Annotated in this window: 13 protein-coding genes and 1 riboswitch; of the genes, 2 read left to right on the forward strand and 11 right to left on the reverse strand. The window is 59.3% G+C overall.

Annotation, left to right across the window (positions count from 1 at the left end):
* Positions 1-2: 2 nt before the first annotated feature.
* The 10 genes from ACSQ36_RS18685 to ACSQ36_RS18730 form a co-directional block, all read right to left on the reverse strand.
* On the reverse strand, positions 3-920 hold the full coding sequence (locus tag ACSQ36_RS18685; protein ID WP_089162568.1) for an ABC transporter permease subunit: 918 nt from the start codon (positions 918-920) through the stop codon (positions 3-5).
* A gap of 4 nt (positions 921-924) precedes the next feature.
* Positions 925-1,935 carry an ABC transporter permease subunit gene (locus tag ACSQ36_RS18690; RefSeq protein WP_436182964.1) on the reverse strand — a complete coding sequence of 337 codons (1,011 nt, stop codon included), beginning with the start codon at positions 1,933-1,935 and terminating at the stop codon, positions 925-927.
* 118 nt (positions 1,936-2,053) lie between these two features.
* Positions 2,054-3,688 carry an ABC transporter substrate-binding protein gene (locus ACSQ36_RS18695; protein ID WP_436182965.1) on the reverse strand — a complete coding sequence of 545 codons (1,635 nt, stop codon included), beginning with the start codon at positions 3,686-3,688 and terminating at the stop codon, positions 2,054-2,056.
* A 473-nt stretch (positions 3,689-4,161) separates the two neighbouring features.
* The gene (locus tag ACSQ36_RS18700) at positions 4,162-5,103 is read right to left on the reverse strand and encodes a hypothetical protein (protein WP_213767930.1); all 942 of its coding nucleotides are present in this window, start codon (positions 5,101-5,103) and stop codon (positions 4,162-4,164) included.
* Complete coding sequence (locus ACSQ36_RS18705; protein WP_436182966.1) at positions 5,090-6,655, reverse strand: Eco57I restriction-modification methylase domain-containing protein; 1,566 nt, start codon at positions 6,653-6,655, stop codon at positions 5,090-5,092. Before ACSQ36_RS18705 ends, ACSQ36_RS18700 begins: the two co-directional genes overlap by 14 nt.
* A gap of 343 nt (positions 6,656-6,998) precedes the next feature.
* Positions 6,999-7,838, reverse strand: a complete 840-nt coding sequence (gene metF / locus ACSQ36_RS18710) for a methylenetetrahydrofolate reductase [NAD(P)H] (RefSeq protein WP_213767928.1) — start codon at positions 7,836-7,838, stop codon at positions 6,999-7,001.
* 38 nt (positions 7,839-7,876) lie between these two features.
* Entirely contained in the window at positions 7,877-8,227 is a 351-nt protein-coding gene (locus ACSQ36_RS18715; protein WP_031364155.1) for a phage holin family protein, read from the reverse strand.
* A gap of 92 nt (positions 8,228-8,319) precedes the next feature.
* Positions 8,320-9,741 (reverse strand): adenosylhomocysteinase, encoded by a 1,422-nt coding sequence (gene ahcY / locus ACSQ36_RS18720; protein WP_213767927.1) that lies wholly within the window; start codon positions 9,739-9,741, stop codon positions 8,320-8,322.
* Between the two features lie 33 nt (positions 9,742-9,774).
* Positions 9,775-9,909, reverse strand: a riboswitch (S-adenosyl-L-homocysteine riboswitch).
* A gap of 108 nt (positions 9,910-10,017) precedes the next feature.
* Positions 10,018-10,740 (reverse strand): LrgB family protein, encoded by a 723-nt coding sequence (locus ACSQ36_RS18725; protein WP_436182967.1) that lies wholly within the window; start codon positions 10,738-10,740, stop codon positions 10,018-10,020.
* A gap of 24 nt (positions 10,741-10,764) precedes the next feature.
* A complete protein-coding gene (locus ACSQ36_RS18730) occupies positions 10,765-11,268 on the reverse strand; it encodes a CidA/LrgA family protein (protein WP_436182968.1) in 504 nt (167 codons plus the stop codon).
* Positions 11,269-11,388: 120 nt separating this feature from the next.
* Here ACSQ36_RS18730 and ACSQ36_RS18735 point away from each other — a divergent pair, with 120 nt between their 5' ends.
* The gene (locus tag ACSQ36_RS18735; RefSeq protein WP_213767925.1) at positions 11,389-12,342 is read left to right on the forward strand and encodes a LysR family transcriptional regulator; all 954 of its coding nucleotides are present in this window, start codon (positions 11,389-11,391) and stop codon (positions 12,340-12,342) included.
* A 129-nt stretch (positions 12,343-12,471) separates the two neighbouring features.
* Here ACSQ36_RS18735 and ACSQ36_RS18740 read toward each other — a convergent pair whose 3' ends face one another.
* The gene (locus ACSQ36_RS18740; protein WP_213767924.1) at positions 12,472-14,166 is read right to left on the reverse strand and encodes an OmpA family protein; all 1,695 of its coding nucleotides are present in this window, start codon (positions 14,164-14,166) and stop codon (positions 12,472-12,474) included.
* 328 nt (positions 14,167-14,494) lie between these two features.
* Between ACSQ36_RS18740 and ACSQ36_RS18745 the strand changes: the two genes are divergently transcribed.
* The gene (locus ACSQ36_RS18745; protein ID WP_436182969.1) at positions 14,495-16,186 is read left to right on the forward strand and encodes an isovaleryl-CoA dehydrogenase; all 1,692 of its coding nucleotides are present in this window, start codon (positions 14,495-14,497) and stop codon (positions 16,184-16,186) included.
* Positions 16,187-16,222: the final 36 nt, after the last annotated feature.

The following is a 16,222-nucleotide window of genomic DNA, read 5'->3' on the forward strand; positions in this document are numbered from 1 at the left end:
GTTCAGGCCATCCGTTTGAGTTTGGGATCGAGTGCATCGCGCAGCCCGTCGCCGAGCAGGTTGATCACCAGAACCGAAATGAGGATGGAAAGCCCGGGCATGGTCACGATCCACCACGCACTTTCGATGTAATCACGCGCCGAGGCCAGCATAGCGCCCCACTCCGCCGCCGGCGGTTGTACGCCGAGGCCGAGAAAGCCGAGCGCGGCGGCATCCAGAATGGCGGACGAAAAGCCTAACGTTGCCTGCACGATCAGCGGCGCGGCGCAGTTCGGCAACACTTGCGAGAACATCAGCCGCACGGTGCCGGCTCCGGCCACGCGCGATGCCGTCACGTATTCGCGCTGCAATTCACCCAGCGCGGCGGCACGCGTCAGACGCACATAACCCGGCAGCGCGACAATCGCGATGGCGAGCATGGTGTTCATCAGCCCCGGCCCGATAATCGCAACCACCGCGACCGCCAGCAGCAGCGAAGGCAACGCGAGCAGCACGTCCATGATGCGCATGATCGGGGTATCGGCCCATTTCTGGAAAAACGCCGCGATCAAGCCAAGCACAATGCCCGGAATCAACGCGAGCACCACCGACACAAAGCCGATCCAGAACGACAGCCGCGCGCCGTACATCAGGCGGGAGAGGATGTCGCGGCCGGCTTCGTCGGTGCCAAGGACGAAGCGCCAGTTACCGCCATCGAGCCACGCGGGCGGAATCTTGACGTTGTCCCGATACTGCTCAATAGGCGAATGCGGCGCGATCAACGGCGCAAAAATAGCGATGAACACGAGGATCAGCACGATCGCGCCGGCCACTACGGCGCCGCGATTGCGCGAGAAATTGGCCCAGAATTCCCGGCCGGCGAGGAATCGGCCGCTCGGGACGGGGATCAGCGCCCCAGGATTATTTTGGATATCGGCCATTGGCTTACCTCGTGTGGCGAATGCGCGGATTCAGCACGCCGTACATCAAGTCGACGACCAGATTCACAAGAATGACGAGCGTCGCGATCATCAGGATACCGCCCTGCACGACGGGATAATCGCGCCGGCTGATAGCGTCGATGAGCCATTTGCCCACGCCCGGCCACGAGAACAACGTCTCGGTCAGCACGGCGCCGGCGAGCAGCGTACCGACCTGCAGGCCGATCACGGTCACCACGGGAATCAGCGCATTGCGCAGCGCATGCACGATCACCACGCGTCCCGGCGCGAGCCCTTTGGCGCGCGCGGTGCGGATGTAATCCTCGCGCAGCACTTCGAGCATCGATGAGCGCGTCATCCGTGCGATCACGGCGAGCGGAATAGTGCCCAGCACGATGGTCGGCAGGATCAGGTGGCTGACGGCGGACTTGAACGCGCCTTCATCGTCGGAAAAGAGCGCGTCCCACAGCATGAAGCCGGTGCGATGCGGAATGTCGTATTCCACCGCGATACGCCCGGAAACCGGCGTCCATCCCAGCTTCGCCGAGAAGAACATGATGAGGATCAAGCCCCACCAGAAGATCGGCATGGAGTAACCGGTGAGGGCGGTGCCCATCACGCCATGATCGACGACCGTGCCGCGCTTCAACGCAGCGGCAACGCCGGCCGGCAATCCGATCACCAAAGCGAAAATCATCGCGCAGATCGCGAGTTCGAGCGTCGCCGGAAAGCGCGCCATGAATTCGCCCATCACGCTGGTATTGGTGATGATCGACATGCCGAGGTCGCCTTTCAGCGCGTGCCCGACATAGTGGAAATATTGAACGGGAAGCGGCAGGTCGAGCCCGAGCCGCTTCATTGCTTCGGCATGCATGGCCGGGTCCACGCCGCGCTCGCCCATCATGACTTCAATGGGATCGCCCGGGATCAGGTGGATTAACGCGAACGCCAGGATCGTGATGCCGATGAACGTCGGGATCACCATGCCTATGCGCCGCAGAACGAATCGGAACATGGTTCGTCTCTTTGGGGAGGAAAAACGCGACCGGCGACGCGGGCTTGTGACCCTTGTCGCCGGACCTTTTCGACTAGTTTTAGTTTTGGTGCATCAAGCGAAGCGTACTGCTACCAGCTTACTGCACGCCGACACCGTCGAAACGCAGGTAACCCAGCGGCTCGATCTTCATGCCGATTACCTTCTTGCTTGTCGGCTGGTACACCGTGGAGTGAGCGATCGGCGAGAACGGCAGTTGGTCAGCGAAAATTTGCTGCGCCTGCATATAAGCCTCGGTGCGCTGCGCCTGGTCGGACGTATTGCGGCCCTTGATCACCAGGTCGTTGAACGGCTTGTAGCACCAGTGCGAGAAGTTGCTGCCGTTCACCGCTTCGCAGCCGAGCAGCGTGCCGAGCCAGTTATCCGGATCGCCGTTGTCGCCCGTCCAGCCGATCAGCATGGCGTCGTGTTCGCCTGCGTGGCCGCGCTTGATGTACTCGCCCCATTCATACGACACAATATTCGCCTTCACGCCAATCTTCGCCCAGTCGGCCTGGATCATTTCGGCCATCAGACGTGCGTTCGGGTTGTACGGGCGCTGGACCGGCATGGCCCACAGGTTGATTTCGAAACCGTTCGGGTAACCGGCTTTCGCGAGCAGCGCCTTGGCCTTCGCGGTGTCGTACGCCTGAACCTTCAGGTTCTTGTCGTAGGACCATTCGGTCGGCGGAATTGGAGCAATCGCGGCCTGACCTGCGCCTTGATATACCGACTCAATGATCGCCTTCTTGTTGATCGCCATGTCCAGCGCGCGACGTACATCGACGTTATCGACGTTCTTCTTCGTCGTGTTGTACGCCACGTAACCTTCGTTGAAGCCCGGTTGCGACGGCGTGTCGAGGTTCGTGTCGGCCTTCAGCGGTGCAATGTCAGCCGGGCGCGGATAGGCCATCACCTGGCATTCGTTGTTCTTCAGCTTTTGCACGCGCACGGCGGCATCCGGCGTGATCGAGAAAATCAGCTTCGAGATTTTAACTGCGCCCGGCTTCCAGTAATCAGGATTGCCGTCGAAACGGATGGTCGCGTCTTTCGTATAGCTGCGGAAAATAAACGGACCCGTGCCAACCGGCTGCTGATTGATGTCCGACGCCTTGCCCGCTTTCAGCAGTTGCTGAGCGTATTCATCCGACTGGATCGATGCGTATTCCATCGCCATGTTCTGGATAAACGGCGCGTTGACTTCTTTCAGCGTGAACTTGACCGTGTACGGATCGACTGCTTCGATCTTCGTGATCAGCTTGTCCAGGCCCATGTCCGTGAAGTACGGGAACGATGCAGGGTAAGCCTTGCGGAACGGCTGGTTCGGATCGAGCATGCGGTTGAACGTGAAGAGCACGTCATCCGCGTTGAATTCGCGTGTGGGCTTGAAGAACGACGTCGTCTGGAACTTCACGCCATGACGGAGATGGAACGTGTAGGTGAGGCCATCGGGCGACACGTCCCACTTTTCCGCGAGGCCCGGTTCTACTTTCGTGCCGCCGCGCTCGAATTCGACGAGGCGGTTATAGACCGTGAACGTATTCGCGGTGAAATCGGTGCCCGTGGTGTATTGCGCGGGGTCGAAACCGGCCGGACTGCCTTCTGAGCAGTAGACGAGCGTTTTGTTGGGAATGGGTGCTGCATGAGCGACGCTCGCGGTTACGAGCGACGCCGCGATGGCGGCGCTTAAAGCCATCGACAGACGAGCGCCTCGTAACAGGCCAATTTTCTTCATGTTTCCTCCAGGATCGATGCCGGCTAAAACCAGCGTAGCGCGATATTACTGAGCTTTGCCGGGTGGAACAAGGCGACGAAATTCCCCATGGGAATTAGCTTCCGCGCGTGTGTCCGGCAACCCAGGCAACAGGGTTGAAAAGGCCGTGTTTTCGCTTAACTTCTACGAGTCGGGAGATTTTGGGGCGATTCAGCGCGGTTTTCATCGATTCACGCTTTGTCGGCAAACTCACGCGCGACGGCAAATTCGGGCGCTACCGTAGCACGAAAGAAATGTAAATTTAAGCTAAAGATCAGGATTGTTGCGCGCCGAAAACATGAGTCCATCATGTTTCGTTATGCACCTTGTTTCAAGGTGATTGAGCGAGGGACGGGGAAATACGAAAAGCACAGAAGAACCGCGCGGCGAATGCCGCGCGGGTTATTCGATCTTTAGCGCGTTTTGCAGTTGCACTATGGCGATAGTTAAGACGCTCACGACTCCACGTCGACCCGTACTTCGTAATCGAGTACTGGATATGGGGCTCCATCGATCAGCGCTATTTCCAAGGCGGGCGAGCGCGACGCCCATTCCAATCGGCGAGTCACCGGCTTGAGATCGGGCGCGCCAAACACATAGCGCTCCTCATACCGTAAATAGAGCGCCTGAAAAAATTGCTCGATCCGAAGCGGACTATCTTGAGGCGGGAAATCGCCCAGAATGTAGCCGGCGCGGCCTTCCGCCATATCGACCATTGCTAATGTGACTGCTTCATAACCGCTCACATCATCTCGAATGCCACGACGGCCCGTTAGTTCTCGCAGTGCCGAATGAAAGCGGAAGATTGATTCCACAGGTTCGCCACCCTCGCGAACCGCGATGTCATTGGCAAGAAGTTGACGCGCTGGGGTCTCTTCCGACTCGAGACCTTCCGCTAAAGCAACCATCGTACGATTTGCACGTATCACGAACATGTAACCGAACACCATGGCGGGATACGTGATGTGAAGGTTCGTGCATTCCCCGATAGTCTCTTCCATGCGATTGGTCAGGTTGCGAAACGCACCCATCATCCCTTTGCAAGAAATCGCCAGGACCGGACCAATCCCGTCCTTAGTCACGACCACATCGACATTTTTGGTCTTCAAGCCCCCGAGAATCGTTCTTTCAGAACCCGTCGCCAAGGTCGGATCAAAATGCAAATAAGACCTGCCGCTCCGCGTGACAACGGAAAATGGCGGGCGAGGCGTGATGTCGTCTGGATGGAAGCCCCCTTCAAGGACCAACCGACATGCGACATACCAATGCAAAGGTTTTATATGCTGCTGACTTTGCGTCTTGCCGTCATAAGTCGCAAAGTGATGAAGCGCTTCCCGCTGGTTTATCCATTGGCAAATGCGTGAGTCACCATCGATCGCATCTCTACGCAGTGGCATAGTGCCTCCACTCGCGCAGCGTCGTCAGCGCCTCTTCCACGATGGCAACATCTACATGCTCAAGGGTCGTTTTCTCTGGAAAAGCAATTTGGCTGGCTTCGCGCGGTTCAAGTTTCAGCATGCCGCCACCGAGCGGATGCCCCTCGATCTCGGAACTCAATTTGATAAACGGCGACTCCCAGATATCGAGAAGGTGCGACGAATCCACCCCCTGCCGCAATCGAACGCTATGAACGGAGTTCGTGCAGGTGCACCCTGCTTCATTTCGGACCAGATTGGCTTCCAGCCCGGACATGTACGAAAGGAAGAAATCGGGAACTTGCACATCGGGCACGGAATACCAAGGATCACGAACTCTGCATTTGTAGGCCTCGCGCGCTTCGACGCCGGCATCGGAGTCAAGGTATCGCGCTACCGAGGCCGGAACCGGTCCCGACTTCGGCATACGCAGCAGAAGAATTGGCTCGTCGTTTTCCTTCCACATCCCCACTGTGGAGGCGGTGAGCCGCTGCTTCGGAAGTGCACGACCATTGCGAACAGTTGGATGCAACAATTGCTTCGGAATGCGAAGACGACTTGCCTCCGACGGACGTAGGTGAAAAAAACTGTTGGCTCCTGTTACGTAGCCGATTCCGATGTTCGCCAACTCACCAAAGCGCTTCGTTTGGTCGTCCTCCACCACACCGCGGTATAGCTTGCGAGCGTTGGCCTGCATCAAGAAGGGACGAAGCCGACAGCCCCAGGCACGCCAGTCGATCATTGGCACGCGAATAAACGTCTTTGGGGGTACTCCCATCCGCTTGAAACGCGGCATGGATGAGAATCGAATTTCCGCCGTGCTCTGACCGAAGCCTTCGGCGAAAATCAGCCAGCAGTCTTCCGAAAGCTCAGGGAAAAGCTTGTCCCTTACGGCGACGATATGCAGCACCGCAAAGTGCGATGCAAAATACTCGATCAATGGCGCCGAGTATGGCGCGTGCCCGATTTCCGCAGGTACGACAAACGCCATCCGGCCACCGGGTTTCAGTAAGGTTGCCGTTGCGACGAGAAAAGGCGCCCACGACGAGCTCAGGCCGCTAAAGCGGGCTCCGGCCCGTGCACAAAGTGCTGTCGCCCGGTTTCGAACTTCACCTTTGAAAGTTTGATACCGAATGAACGGCGGATTACCCGCCGCGCAGTCGAAGCGCTCTTTCGCGGTCGACGCCCAGTCGAAAAAATCACCCTCGTGAATCGATGCCCACGGAGCACGCTGAGAGGCTAGTTTTCCCGCAGCCGAGTCCTGCTCAATGCCAACACTATTACGATGTCCGGCAATGAATTGTCCGTCGCCGCAGGATGGATCAAGCAGCCGATCACTTTCGCTGCGTATCGCCCAATGAAGTAGAGTCTCGGCGACTCCGTCGGGGGTGTAATACGCACCCGAATCCTTTTGGGACAGGGGCTTTGCGGATGGTTGTTCTTCCACGTCATTGAGAGGGACGCGGGTTGAGTGGGCAGCGTCGCGCTTGCGCCCGCCTGCTGCTGATTTTTGGTTGGTAATGGTAAGTTGCAAGGTGCAATACGCCTCGGTTAATAAATCGGCAAGCTAGTTCAGCAAGCATTGCCCCTTCAGCGTTTGTCCAGCCGAAAAATCGGCTGGACGGCCTGACTTGACCGGTACTTTACAACACAAAAATGGGTCTGGTCGTCGCCTTGAGTAGTCAAAGTTTCTGATACCCCGTAATGACAATTGCTCGTCAATTGGCGCCTCACGAGCGCATCTACCCGCACGTGAAGATCGTTAGTTGCCAACGGCTTTCGTTTCAACAAAAAAGCGATCGCGATTTGCAAGTCGCGATCGCCCCACTTTCAAATTGCGCTCCACCTGCAGCGGCACCCGAGAAGCCCAGGCGTCGTTATTGCCCCTGCAACGCCAACCGCTCGCAAATCGTCTTGCTCGCGGCCGCGCCGTTCAGCGTATAAAAATGCAGCCCCGGCGCGCCTTCCTTCACCAGCCGCTCGCACAAACCGGTCACTACATCCAGTCCGAACGCGCGGATCGCTTCTTTATCGTCGCCATAGCTTTCCAGCCGGCGCGCAATCCACTTCGGCACTTCCGCGCCGCACATCTCGGAGAAACGCATCAGCTGCGAAAAATTCGTGATCGGCATGATGCCCGGCACGATAGGAACCTCGACACCCAGCTTGCGGGCGTCATCGACGAAACGGAAATACGCATCCGCGTTGAAGAAGTACTGCGTGATCGCCGAATTCGCGCCGGCCTGCACCTTGCGCACGAAGTTTTCCATATCGGATTTGGGCGAGCGCGCCTGCGGGTGGTATTCCGGATACGCCGCGACTTCAATGTTGAACCAGTCGCCATGCTCGGCGCGAATGAAGCCGACCAGTTCCGACGCGTACCGCAACTCGCCGACTTCACCCATGCCCGAAGGCAAGTCGCCGCGCAACGCGACAATATGACGAATGCCATGCTCGCGATACGCGCCGAGAATGGCCCGCAGACTCTCCTTCGACGACCCGATGCACGACAAATGCGGCGCCGCTTCGAGTCCCTGCTTCATCATCTCGACGACGGTATCGAGCGTGCCTTGCTGCGTGGAACCGCCCGCGCCGAACGTCACGGAGACGAACTTCGGGTTGAGCGCCTTGAGCTGCGCGCCAGTCGCGCGCAATTTCTCGATTCCTTCCTGCGTTTTCGGCGGGAAAAACTCGAATGAGAGTTCGATCGGTTTCATGGGAAGAGTGGAACGCGCGCGCGAAGGCACTCGCGTTCTTAGAAGTTGCGCTGACCGAGGATCAGCGCCGACAGCAGCCAGGACACGATGCTGTACAGAATCGAGCCGAAGAAAGCCGACCAGAAACCCGACACCTCGAAGCCCTTCAGCAGCGAAGCGCACAACCAGAAACACAGCGCATTCACGACGAGGATGAACAACCCGAGCGTGAGAATGGTCACCGGCAGCGTGAGCAGCACCAGCAACGGACGCAGGAACGTATTGATCAGCCCGAGCACGATCGCGACGATCAGCGCGGTGCCGAAACTGCGGATGTGAATCGATGGCACGAGGTAAGTGATGATCAACAGCGCGAGCGCGTTGATCAGCCAGGTCAGCAGCACGGACATCGATGGTCTCCTGGTACTTGAAGTTTCATGCGCATGGGCTTGTTAATTGAACCCATGCGCACGCGCTGAGTACTACGACACTACCGCCGCAATTAATAACGGTAGTGATTCGGCTTGAACGGACCCATCTTGTCCACGCTGATATAGCTGGCCTGATAGTCGGAAAGCACGGTCAGTTCAGCGCCGATACGGCCCAGATGCAGACGCGCAACCTTTTCATCAAGGTGTTTCGGCAAAACGTAGACCTTGTTTTCGTACTTGTCGCCGTGCACGAACAATTCGATCTGCGCGATCGTCTGGTTGGTGAACGATGCCGACATCACGAACGACGGGTGGCCCGTCGCGCAACCCAGGTTCACCAGGCGGCCTTCAGCCAGCAGGATGATGCGCTTGCCGTCAGGGAAAATGATGTGATCGACTTGCGGCTTGATGTTGTCCCACGTGTACTGGCGCGTCGATGCAACGTCGATTTCCGAGTCGAAGTGACCGATATTGCAGACGATTGCGTTGTTGCGCATCGCCTTCATGTGGTCATGGCCGATCACGTGGAAATTGCCCGTAGCGGTCACGAAAATGTCGGCCTTGTCGGCGGCATATTCCATGGTGACCACGCGATAACCTTCCATGGCTGCCTGCAGCGCGCAGATCGGATCGATTTCCGTGACCCACACCGTCGCGCCCAGACCGCGCAGCGATTGCGCGCAGCCCTTGCCCACATCGCCGTAACCTGCGACGACCGCGATCTTGCCGGCGATCATCACGTCGGTGGCGCGCTTGATACCGTCGACCAGCGACTCACGGCAACCATACAGGTTGTCGAACTTCGATTTCGTGACCGAATCGTTCACGTTGATGGCCGGGAACGGCAGGCGCCCTTCCTTTTCCATCTGATACAGACGATGCACGCCCGTCGTCGTTTCCTCCGTCACGCCTTGAATATGCACGAGGCGCTTGGAGTACCACGTGGGGTCGATGTCGAGATGAGCGGCAATCGACTTGTACAGCGCGATTTCTTCTTCGTTTTCCGGCTTGGCAATGACCGAGCGGTCCTTTTCCGCCTTCGAGCCGAGGATCAGCAGCAACGTGGCGTCGCCGCCGTCGTCGAGGATCATGTTGGCGAATTCGCCATTCGGCCATTCGAAGATGCGGTGGGAGAATTCCCAGTATTCGTCGAGCGATTCGCCCTTGAATGCGAACACCGGCACGCCGCCTTGCGCAATGGCCGAGGCTGCGTGATCCTGCGTCGAGAAAATGTTGCACGATGCCCAGCGAACGTCCGCGCCGAGTGCGGTCAGCGTTTCGATCAGCACGCCGGTCTGGATGGTCATGTGCAGCGAACCGGCAATACGCGCGCCCTTCAGCGGCTGCGATACCTTGTATTCCTCACGCGTTTGCATGAGGCCGGGCATTTCCGTTTCAGCGATGTTCAGTTCCTTGCGGCCCCAGGCGGCAAGCGACATATCGGCGACGACGAAATCTTTGTTGGTGTTTGAATCGAGAACTGCGGCGTTCATCACGCCCTCCTTTCTAAATGGAAATATAGAAATTTGACGTGAGCGCCGTTCGATGCGGTGGTTCAACAAGCGCTTACTTCTCTGAAAGCGCCGGTCACTCCGTCCGATTGAATGCTTCGAGCCTGGCGGCCTTCCTTGTTGAAAGCCGTCGCAACGCTCCTCGAAGCGAGTTGGGATTGTAGCAAATTGGGATGGAGGAAGCGCGTTTGAGCGCGGGCTTTGTTTTGCCCGCGTCCGTAGCAGCTCGCCGCGCGCGGACTACAATCCCGGCGCGCCTTAGAACGGTAAAAACGCTAATGCCGGCGCCAGTAACACCATGACGACGCCGGCGATCATCATCGTCAGGCTGGCGACTACGCCCTCTTCGCTGCCGAGTTCGCGCGCTTTCGCCGTGCCCACGGCATGCGCGGCCGCGCCAAAAAGCGCACCGCGCGCCAAGCGTGATCTTAAAGGTACAAGCGCCAGCACGATTTCCCCAAACAGCATGCCAACCACGCCCGTCGCGATCACGAACAACGCGGTGAGATCCTTCGGCGCATGAAGCTTGTCGGAGACAGCGAGCGCAAAGGGCGTCGATACCGATCGAGTAGCGAGGCTACGCTGCAATTCCGGCGACAAATGCAGCAATTTCGCCAGCATCAACGAGCCGCCGACCGCCACCAGAATCCCAACCGTCACCCCCACCGATAACGACAGCCAATGCTTTCTCAGCAATTGGCGGTATTCAAAAATCGGCACGGCGAACGCAACGGTAGCGGGCCCGAGCAGCCACATGAGCCAGCGGGTATCGGCGAAATAAACAGGGTATGGAATGCGTGCGCACAACACCACGGCGACCAGCGCCGCCGGAACTGTCAGCAACGGCGAAAGCCACGGGCGCGGGAAACGGGCGTAAAGCCGCTTCGACGCGAAATACAGCAACACCGTCAGCACGAAACATCCCGCCGCGATTGGGCGCGCGGCGGCATCGGCGAACAGGAAGTCGTAGAGAGGGGTCATCGCGATGGCAGTAAACAGTAAACGTCAGGCGCGGGCGGCGTGGCGCGCAGTCCGCGCACCCCGCACGTCCATCAGGCGGCGCAATTCCAGCCAGCGTTCAAGCCTGGAAGCCCGTTCCACGGCAAACGCGACGGCGACCATCACCATCAGCGTGCCGAACACCACGACTAGCGCCAGGCGCCAGCCGTCTTCCCGGAACAAGCCACCGTATTGAACGGCGGCAACTGCGGCCGGAATGAAGAACAGCAACATGTCGGTGAGCAGCCAGTCCGCGCCGGCCTTGACCCAGCGCGGCGCAACGCCGCCGCAGAACAGCAGCGCGAGCAAGATCAGCAATCCGACGACACCGCCCGGCACCGGCAAGTGGAAGGTGCGCGCAACGAAATCCGCGACCAGCCAGATTGCCGCAAGTCCGGCGCTCTGCAACGCGATGCGCGCAAAGCGGCTGAACGCGCCGCGCGACTGGGCGGCAACGCCAGCATTAGCGGATTGTCTCGATGAAGGCAAAACATCGGCAGGAAGGGGCATGACAGATCTTTCAGCTCATTGATAGGGTTAACCTTTAGCCAAATATAGCGTGCGCCACACCATAATCAAAGTGACTTAAACTTATCAAATGCATTCCAATTTGGAATTCGAGGGGTCTGTATGGAATTGCGATCGTTGCGGTATTTCGTCGAAGTCGTGAAGCAGAAAAGCTTCACCGCTGCGGCGGAGAAAATGTTCGTCACGCAGCCGACCATCAGCAAGATGGTGAAGTCGCTCGAGGACGAAATAGGTTCGCCACTGCTGCTGCGCGAGAGCCGCCAGATGGTGCTCACCGACGCCGGCCAGATCGTCTATCAGCGCGGACTCGACGTACTGGCGGCGCACGCGCAACTCGAAGCTGAACTCAACGATCTCGGCAAACTCGGGCGCGGCACCCTCACTATCGGGATTCCGCCCATGGGCGGAACGCTGTTCACCCCGGCCATCGCCACATTCAAGAAGCGCTATCCGAAGGTGGAATTGAAGCTGTTCGAGCGTGGCTCGAAGGCGATCGAGGCGGCGCTGATCGACGGTGAACTGGAGCTTGGCGGCGTGCTGCAACCGGTCGATCTCGCCACGTTCGACGTACTGCCGATCAGCCGCCAATTACTCTGGCTCGTTGCGCAGAAAGGCTCGCGCTGGGATGCGCTGGTGGACGTGCCGCTCGCCGATCTCGCGCGGGAACCGTTCGTGTTCTACGGCGAAAGTCTCGCGTTGTCAGATCTCGTGCTCAACGCCTGCCGCGAAGCGGGGTTCGCGCCGGCTATCGTGGGGCGCAGCGGCCACTGGGATTTCATGGCGGCGCTGGTGCAGGCGGGCGTCGGTATTGCGTTGCTGCCCGCGCCGTATTGCCGGCGGCTCGATGTCAACGCATTCACCTGCCGGCCGGTGATCGCGCCGGAAATTCATTGGGACATGGCCGTGGGCTGGCGGCGCAACGGCTATTTGTCGAACGCGGCACGCGCGTGGCTGGAGGTCGTGCGGGAAACACTGCCGGCCAATCTCGGCGATGACTTCCTTCAAGGCCCGGCTGAACGATTTCCTGCTCGCGTGCGCAACCCTGCACCGAGATAACGCGTCGGGTCGCGACTCAAGGTCGTGACTCACCAAGCGCCAAAAGAAAACCCCCTGTCCCGCTCGCGCGGGACAGGGGGTTTTCGTTGCTACGTCGATACCGGACCTTCGTAGCGTCCGGTCAATCGATTATTGCTGCACAGCGAAGTCGATCCGGCGGTTTGCGAAACGTCCGCTGGCCGTTGCGTTGTCAGCGATCGGATTAGCATCGCCGAAACCTTGCGCCGTCAGCGAATCAGCAGAAACGCCATGCTTCACGAGGAACGCGCGCACTGCTTCCGCCCGCTTCTTCGACAACGCCAGATTCGTGCTTGCCTGGCCGACATTGTCCGAGTAACCACCCACGGTCAACTTCACGGCCTTGCCCTTTCCTTCGCACGTCTTCAGCACTTGTGCCGATTTTGCCAACGCCAGTTGCGCGTCTTGCGGCGGCACGTCAGAGCCCGTGCGGAAGTTGATGACTTGCAGGTTCAGCACTTTGGCGATATCTGCCGCAGAGCAATCATCGCTCAACGACGAGAACGCGCTCATGAACGAGTCTTTCGCGCTTTGGACTGCTTGCGTGACATTGAAGGTGCCGATGGTAAAGCCCGCGCCGAACAACGTCTTCAGCTTGTCCATCCAGCCATTGCGCACATCTGCAGCGGTACCGCTCAACTCGATCTTCTCACCCGACAACTTGGCTTCCGCGCCCGGCAATTGCATCAGCGGCAACAGGCCGTCGAGCTTGTCGAGCCAGCTAGCCGGCTTGGTGTCCGGGTCAACGGTAATGGTCGCGTTCAGATGGTCCGCGCCGAACTTCGCCGTCAGGGCGGCGAGCAGCTTGGCCTTCTCTTCTTCGCTGCCGACCGTTGCGTGAATGGTCGGTGCGCCCAGCTTGTCGACGGTGAACGTCAGCAGTGCGTCCTTCGTGGGTGCCGGAGCAGCAGCAGGCGCCGAGGCCGGAGCGGCTTCCGAAGCCACTGCCGAAGCCGCTTCAGCAGCAACCACCGGAGTCGATGTAACCACGGGCGCTGCGGCGGACGCTGCAACAGGAGCCGCAGCGGGTGCCGGTGCCTGTGCCTGCTGGTTGACGCAGCTACGGCCGAACAGCAATGCGAGCAGCGCGAGAGCAGCGGCGACAGCAAGCCACCACCATTTCTTCGATCGAGCCTTCTCTTCCACCACGATCCGGTCGAGCGAAGGGTTGATGGCCGCCGATGCGCCGCCGACCATTGACGGGTGTTCAAGATGCGACGACACCGCTTTCATCTGCGCGGCCACGCCGGACAGGAAACTGGCGGCGCCGCCCAGACCCAGCGCGCTGGCGACTTCTTCTGTCATGCTTGCCTTCACCATCGGCAATTGATGGCCGAGGAGCGTGGGCAACTGGCCGACATTGCCGCCGGACTTCGTGAAGTAATGCTTTAGCACGCCGAACAATGTGGTCGTAACGATGCCGCCCAATGCATGCGTGGCGCCAACCGATACGCCGGTCTTCGATGCCACCGCGTTGCTCAGCGCGTTCACGCGTTCTTCTGACGCCACGCCGCTCGCGAGCCGCGTACCCGACGCGAGCAACGATTGCAGGCCGTCGCCGTGGACGAGTTGCGGCAGCATATCGACGATATTGGCGTTCGCATCCGGTGACATGATCGACGCGAACAAGCTGCGCGCGCCTTCAGGCGATGCGGCTTTGTTCATCAGCGACCCGACGAGTGCGGGCGCGATCATGCCGACCACGCGCTTCGCCGCTTCGGGAGCAACGCCCAATTTTGTTGCGAGTTGTTGCAACACGCTTTCGGTCAAAGCGCCCTGTACTAGCTGAATAACATTGATGCTCATTTAAATTGCCTTTTCCTTACTTGCGTGATTGCGCTAATCGCCCAAAGTGAGCGATGCAGATTATAGATTCGGCATTGGAGAAGCAAGGACTGCGGATTAAAAATCGGAAATACCTCAAAGCGGAAAATTTGAGACGATTCTTGAAATATCTCGAATTACTAATTAATTTGATTGCATCGATGCAGTAACCGAAGCGCAAATTTTGAATGAACGTTAAATCGCACTATTCATTTCATTTAACGAAGCCGAGGAACATGACGATGATCAAGGTTTTTGCAAAAATTGAGATGAGCGGGCAAACTGAATCAACGCATGACGGAGACAAACGATGCGCTCATCCACTTACGGCCAAACACACGAAGTTACAAATCAGGCTCCGCCGCTCGAGCGCTACAACGCGCTCTCGAGCGACCCGGCGCTAGTCAGCGCCATCCAGCGCGAAGGCGCGGCGTGGCACCTCGATGCCCTCACCCGCGACGGTCTGGCGCTCACCCATCCCGATATTCTTGCGCTCGCCGATCTGGCCAACCGGCATACGCCCGAACACCACCCGTTCAGCGCGCGCGGGGAGAGAATTGATGCAATCGAATTCCATCCTGCCTGGCACACCCTGCTTTCGATGCTGCGCGAGCAGGGCCTTCATTCGCTGCCGTTCGAAACGGCTTCGCCGAAAACCGGTTCGATGGCTGCGCGCGCCGCCGGATATTTTCTCCACGCGCAACTGGAAAGCGGTTCGTTGTGCCCGCTGACCATGACCTTCGCCAGCATTCCCGTGCTGCAGCAGGAACCCGCGCTGTACGCGAAGTTGAAAGCGCAATTGCTCTCGCGCCAGCACGATCCACGCGATATTCCGCTTGGCGCCGGCAAGCAGTCGATGATGATCGGCATGGGCATGACCGAGAAACAGGGCGGCTCGGACGTGCGCAGCAACCGGACCCGCGCGGTCGCGACGGGCACGGGCGGACGGGGCGGCGAGTATCGGCTGATCGGCCATAAGTGGTTCTTCTCGGCACCCCAATGCGACGCCCATCTCGTGCTCGCTCGCACCGGTGACAACACCGAGGGAAACGGCCCGGTTTCCTGCTTTTATATCCCGCGTTTCGCGCCGGATGGATCGAAGAACGCCGTGCAGGTCCAGCAACTCAAGGACAAGCTCGGCAACCGCTCGAACGTCAGCAGCGAAGTCGAATTCCTCGACGCCTACGGCATCATGATTGGCAACGAAGGGCGCGGCGTACCGACGATCATCGAAATGGCGAACTTCACGCGGCTCGATTGCGTGATCGGCAGCGCCGCGTTGATGCGCGGCGCGCTGATCCAGGCGGTTCATCACGCGCGGCATCGGCGGGTTTTCGGCGCAAAGCTCATCGACCAGCCGCTGATGCGCAACGTTCTCGCCGATCTCGCGCTGGAATCCGAAGCGGCCACCGTGCTGTTCATGCGGCTTGCGGGCGCCTTCGAGAATTCAGCGAAACCGGAAGAACGCGCGTGGCGCCGTATCGTGACACCGGCGGCGAAGTTCTGGGTCTGCAAGCGCGCGCTGGAATTCACCGGCGAGGCAATGGAGGTTTGGGGCGGAAACGGTTACGTCGAAACGGGACCGATGGCGCGGTTTTATCGGGAGGCGCCGGTGAATTCGATCTGGGAAGGATCGGGGAATGTGATGTGCCTGGACGTGCTGCGGGCATTCGAGCGCGAACCCGATGCGGCCCATGCGCTGTTCGATTCGTGGCAGGCCGTGGCGGGTGAACATCGCGTTCTCGGCGATGCGTTGAAAACGCTGCACGTCATGCTGCAAGGTGACCCGGCTACGCGGGAAGCATCGGCGCGGGGGATCGCGCAGCAACTGGTGCTCGTCGCGCAAGGGGTTCTGCTCGCGCAGCACGCGCCGCCGGACGTGGCGGCGGCGTTCATGGAAACCCGTCTCGGCGATGCCCGTGGTTCTGTCAATCGCGTGTATGGAACGCTGCCGGCCACGTTCGATTTCAACGCAGTGATCGAGCGCGCGTTCGCGGGGTAGGGATGGTGCTCGCGGATCAGGTCCGTGGCGTGCACG

The organism is Caballeronia sp. LjRoot34 (assembly GCF_964253815.1).
In the GTDB taxonomy this organism is placed as follows: Bacteria; Pseudomonadota; Gammaproteobacteria; order Burkholderiales; family Burkholderiaceae; genus Caballeronia.

What these genes read in the sequence shown, in the direction of transcription:
- ACSQ36_RS18685 (WP_089162568.1), bottom strand. Translation starts at nt 920, where the DNA reads ATGGCCGATATCCAAAATAATCCTGGGGCGCTGATCCCCGTCCCGAGC.
- ACSQ36_RS18690 (WP_436182964.1), bottom strand. Translation starts at nt 1,935, where the DNA reads ATGTTCCGATTCGTTCTGCGGCGCATAGGCATGGTGATCCCGACGTTC.
- ACSQ36_RS18695 (WP_436182965.1), bottom strand. Translation starts at nt 3,688, where the DNA reads ATGAAGAAAATTGGCCTGTTACGAGGCGCTCGTCTGTCGATGGCTTTA.
- ACSQ36_RS18700 (WP_213767930.1), bottom strand. Translation starts at nt 5,103, where the DNA reads ATGCCACTGCGTAGAGATGCGATCGATGGTGACTCACGCATTTGCCAA.
- metF (WP_213767928.1), bottom strand. Translation starts at nt 7,838, where the DNA reads ATGAAACCGATCGAACTCTCATTCGAGTTTTTCCCGCCGAAAACGCAG.
- ACSQ36_RS18715 (WP_031364155.1), bottom strand. Translation starts at nt 8,227, where the DNA reads ATGTCCGTGCTGCTGACCTGGCTGATCAACGCGCTCGCGCTGTTGATC.
- ahcY (WP_213767927.1), bottom strand. Translation starts at nt 9,741, where the DNA reads ATGAACGCCGCAGTTCTCGATTCAAACACCAACAAAGATTTCGTCGTC.
- ACSQ36_RS18725 (WP_436182967.1), bottom strand. Translation starts at nt 10,740, where the DNA reads ATGACCCCTCTCTACGACTTCCTGTTCGCCGATGCCGCCGCGCGCCCA.
- ACSQ36_RS18730 (WP_436182968.1), bottom strand. Translation starts at nt 11,268, where the DNA reads ATGCCCCTTCCTGCCGATGTTTTGCCTTCATCGAGACAATCCGCTAAT.
- ACSQ36_RS18735 (WP_213767925.1), top strand. Translation starts at nt 11,389, where the DNA reads ATGGAATTGCGATCGTTGCGGTATTTCGTCGAAGTCGTGAAGCAGAAA.
- ACSQ36_RS18740 (WP_213767924.1), bottom strand. Translation starts at nt 14,166, where the DNA reads ATGAGCATCAATGTTATTCAGCTAGTACAGGGCGCTTTGACCGAAAGC.
- ACSQ36_RS18745 (WP_436182969.1), top strand. Translation starts at nt 14,495, where the DNA reads ATGCGCTCATCCACTTACGGCCAAACACACGAAGTTACAAATCAGGCT.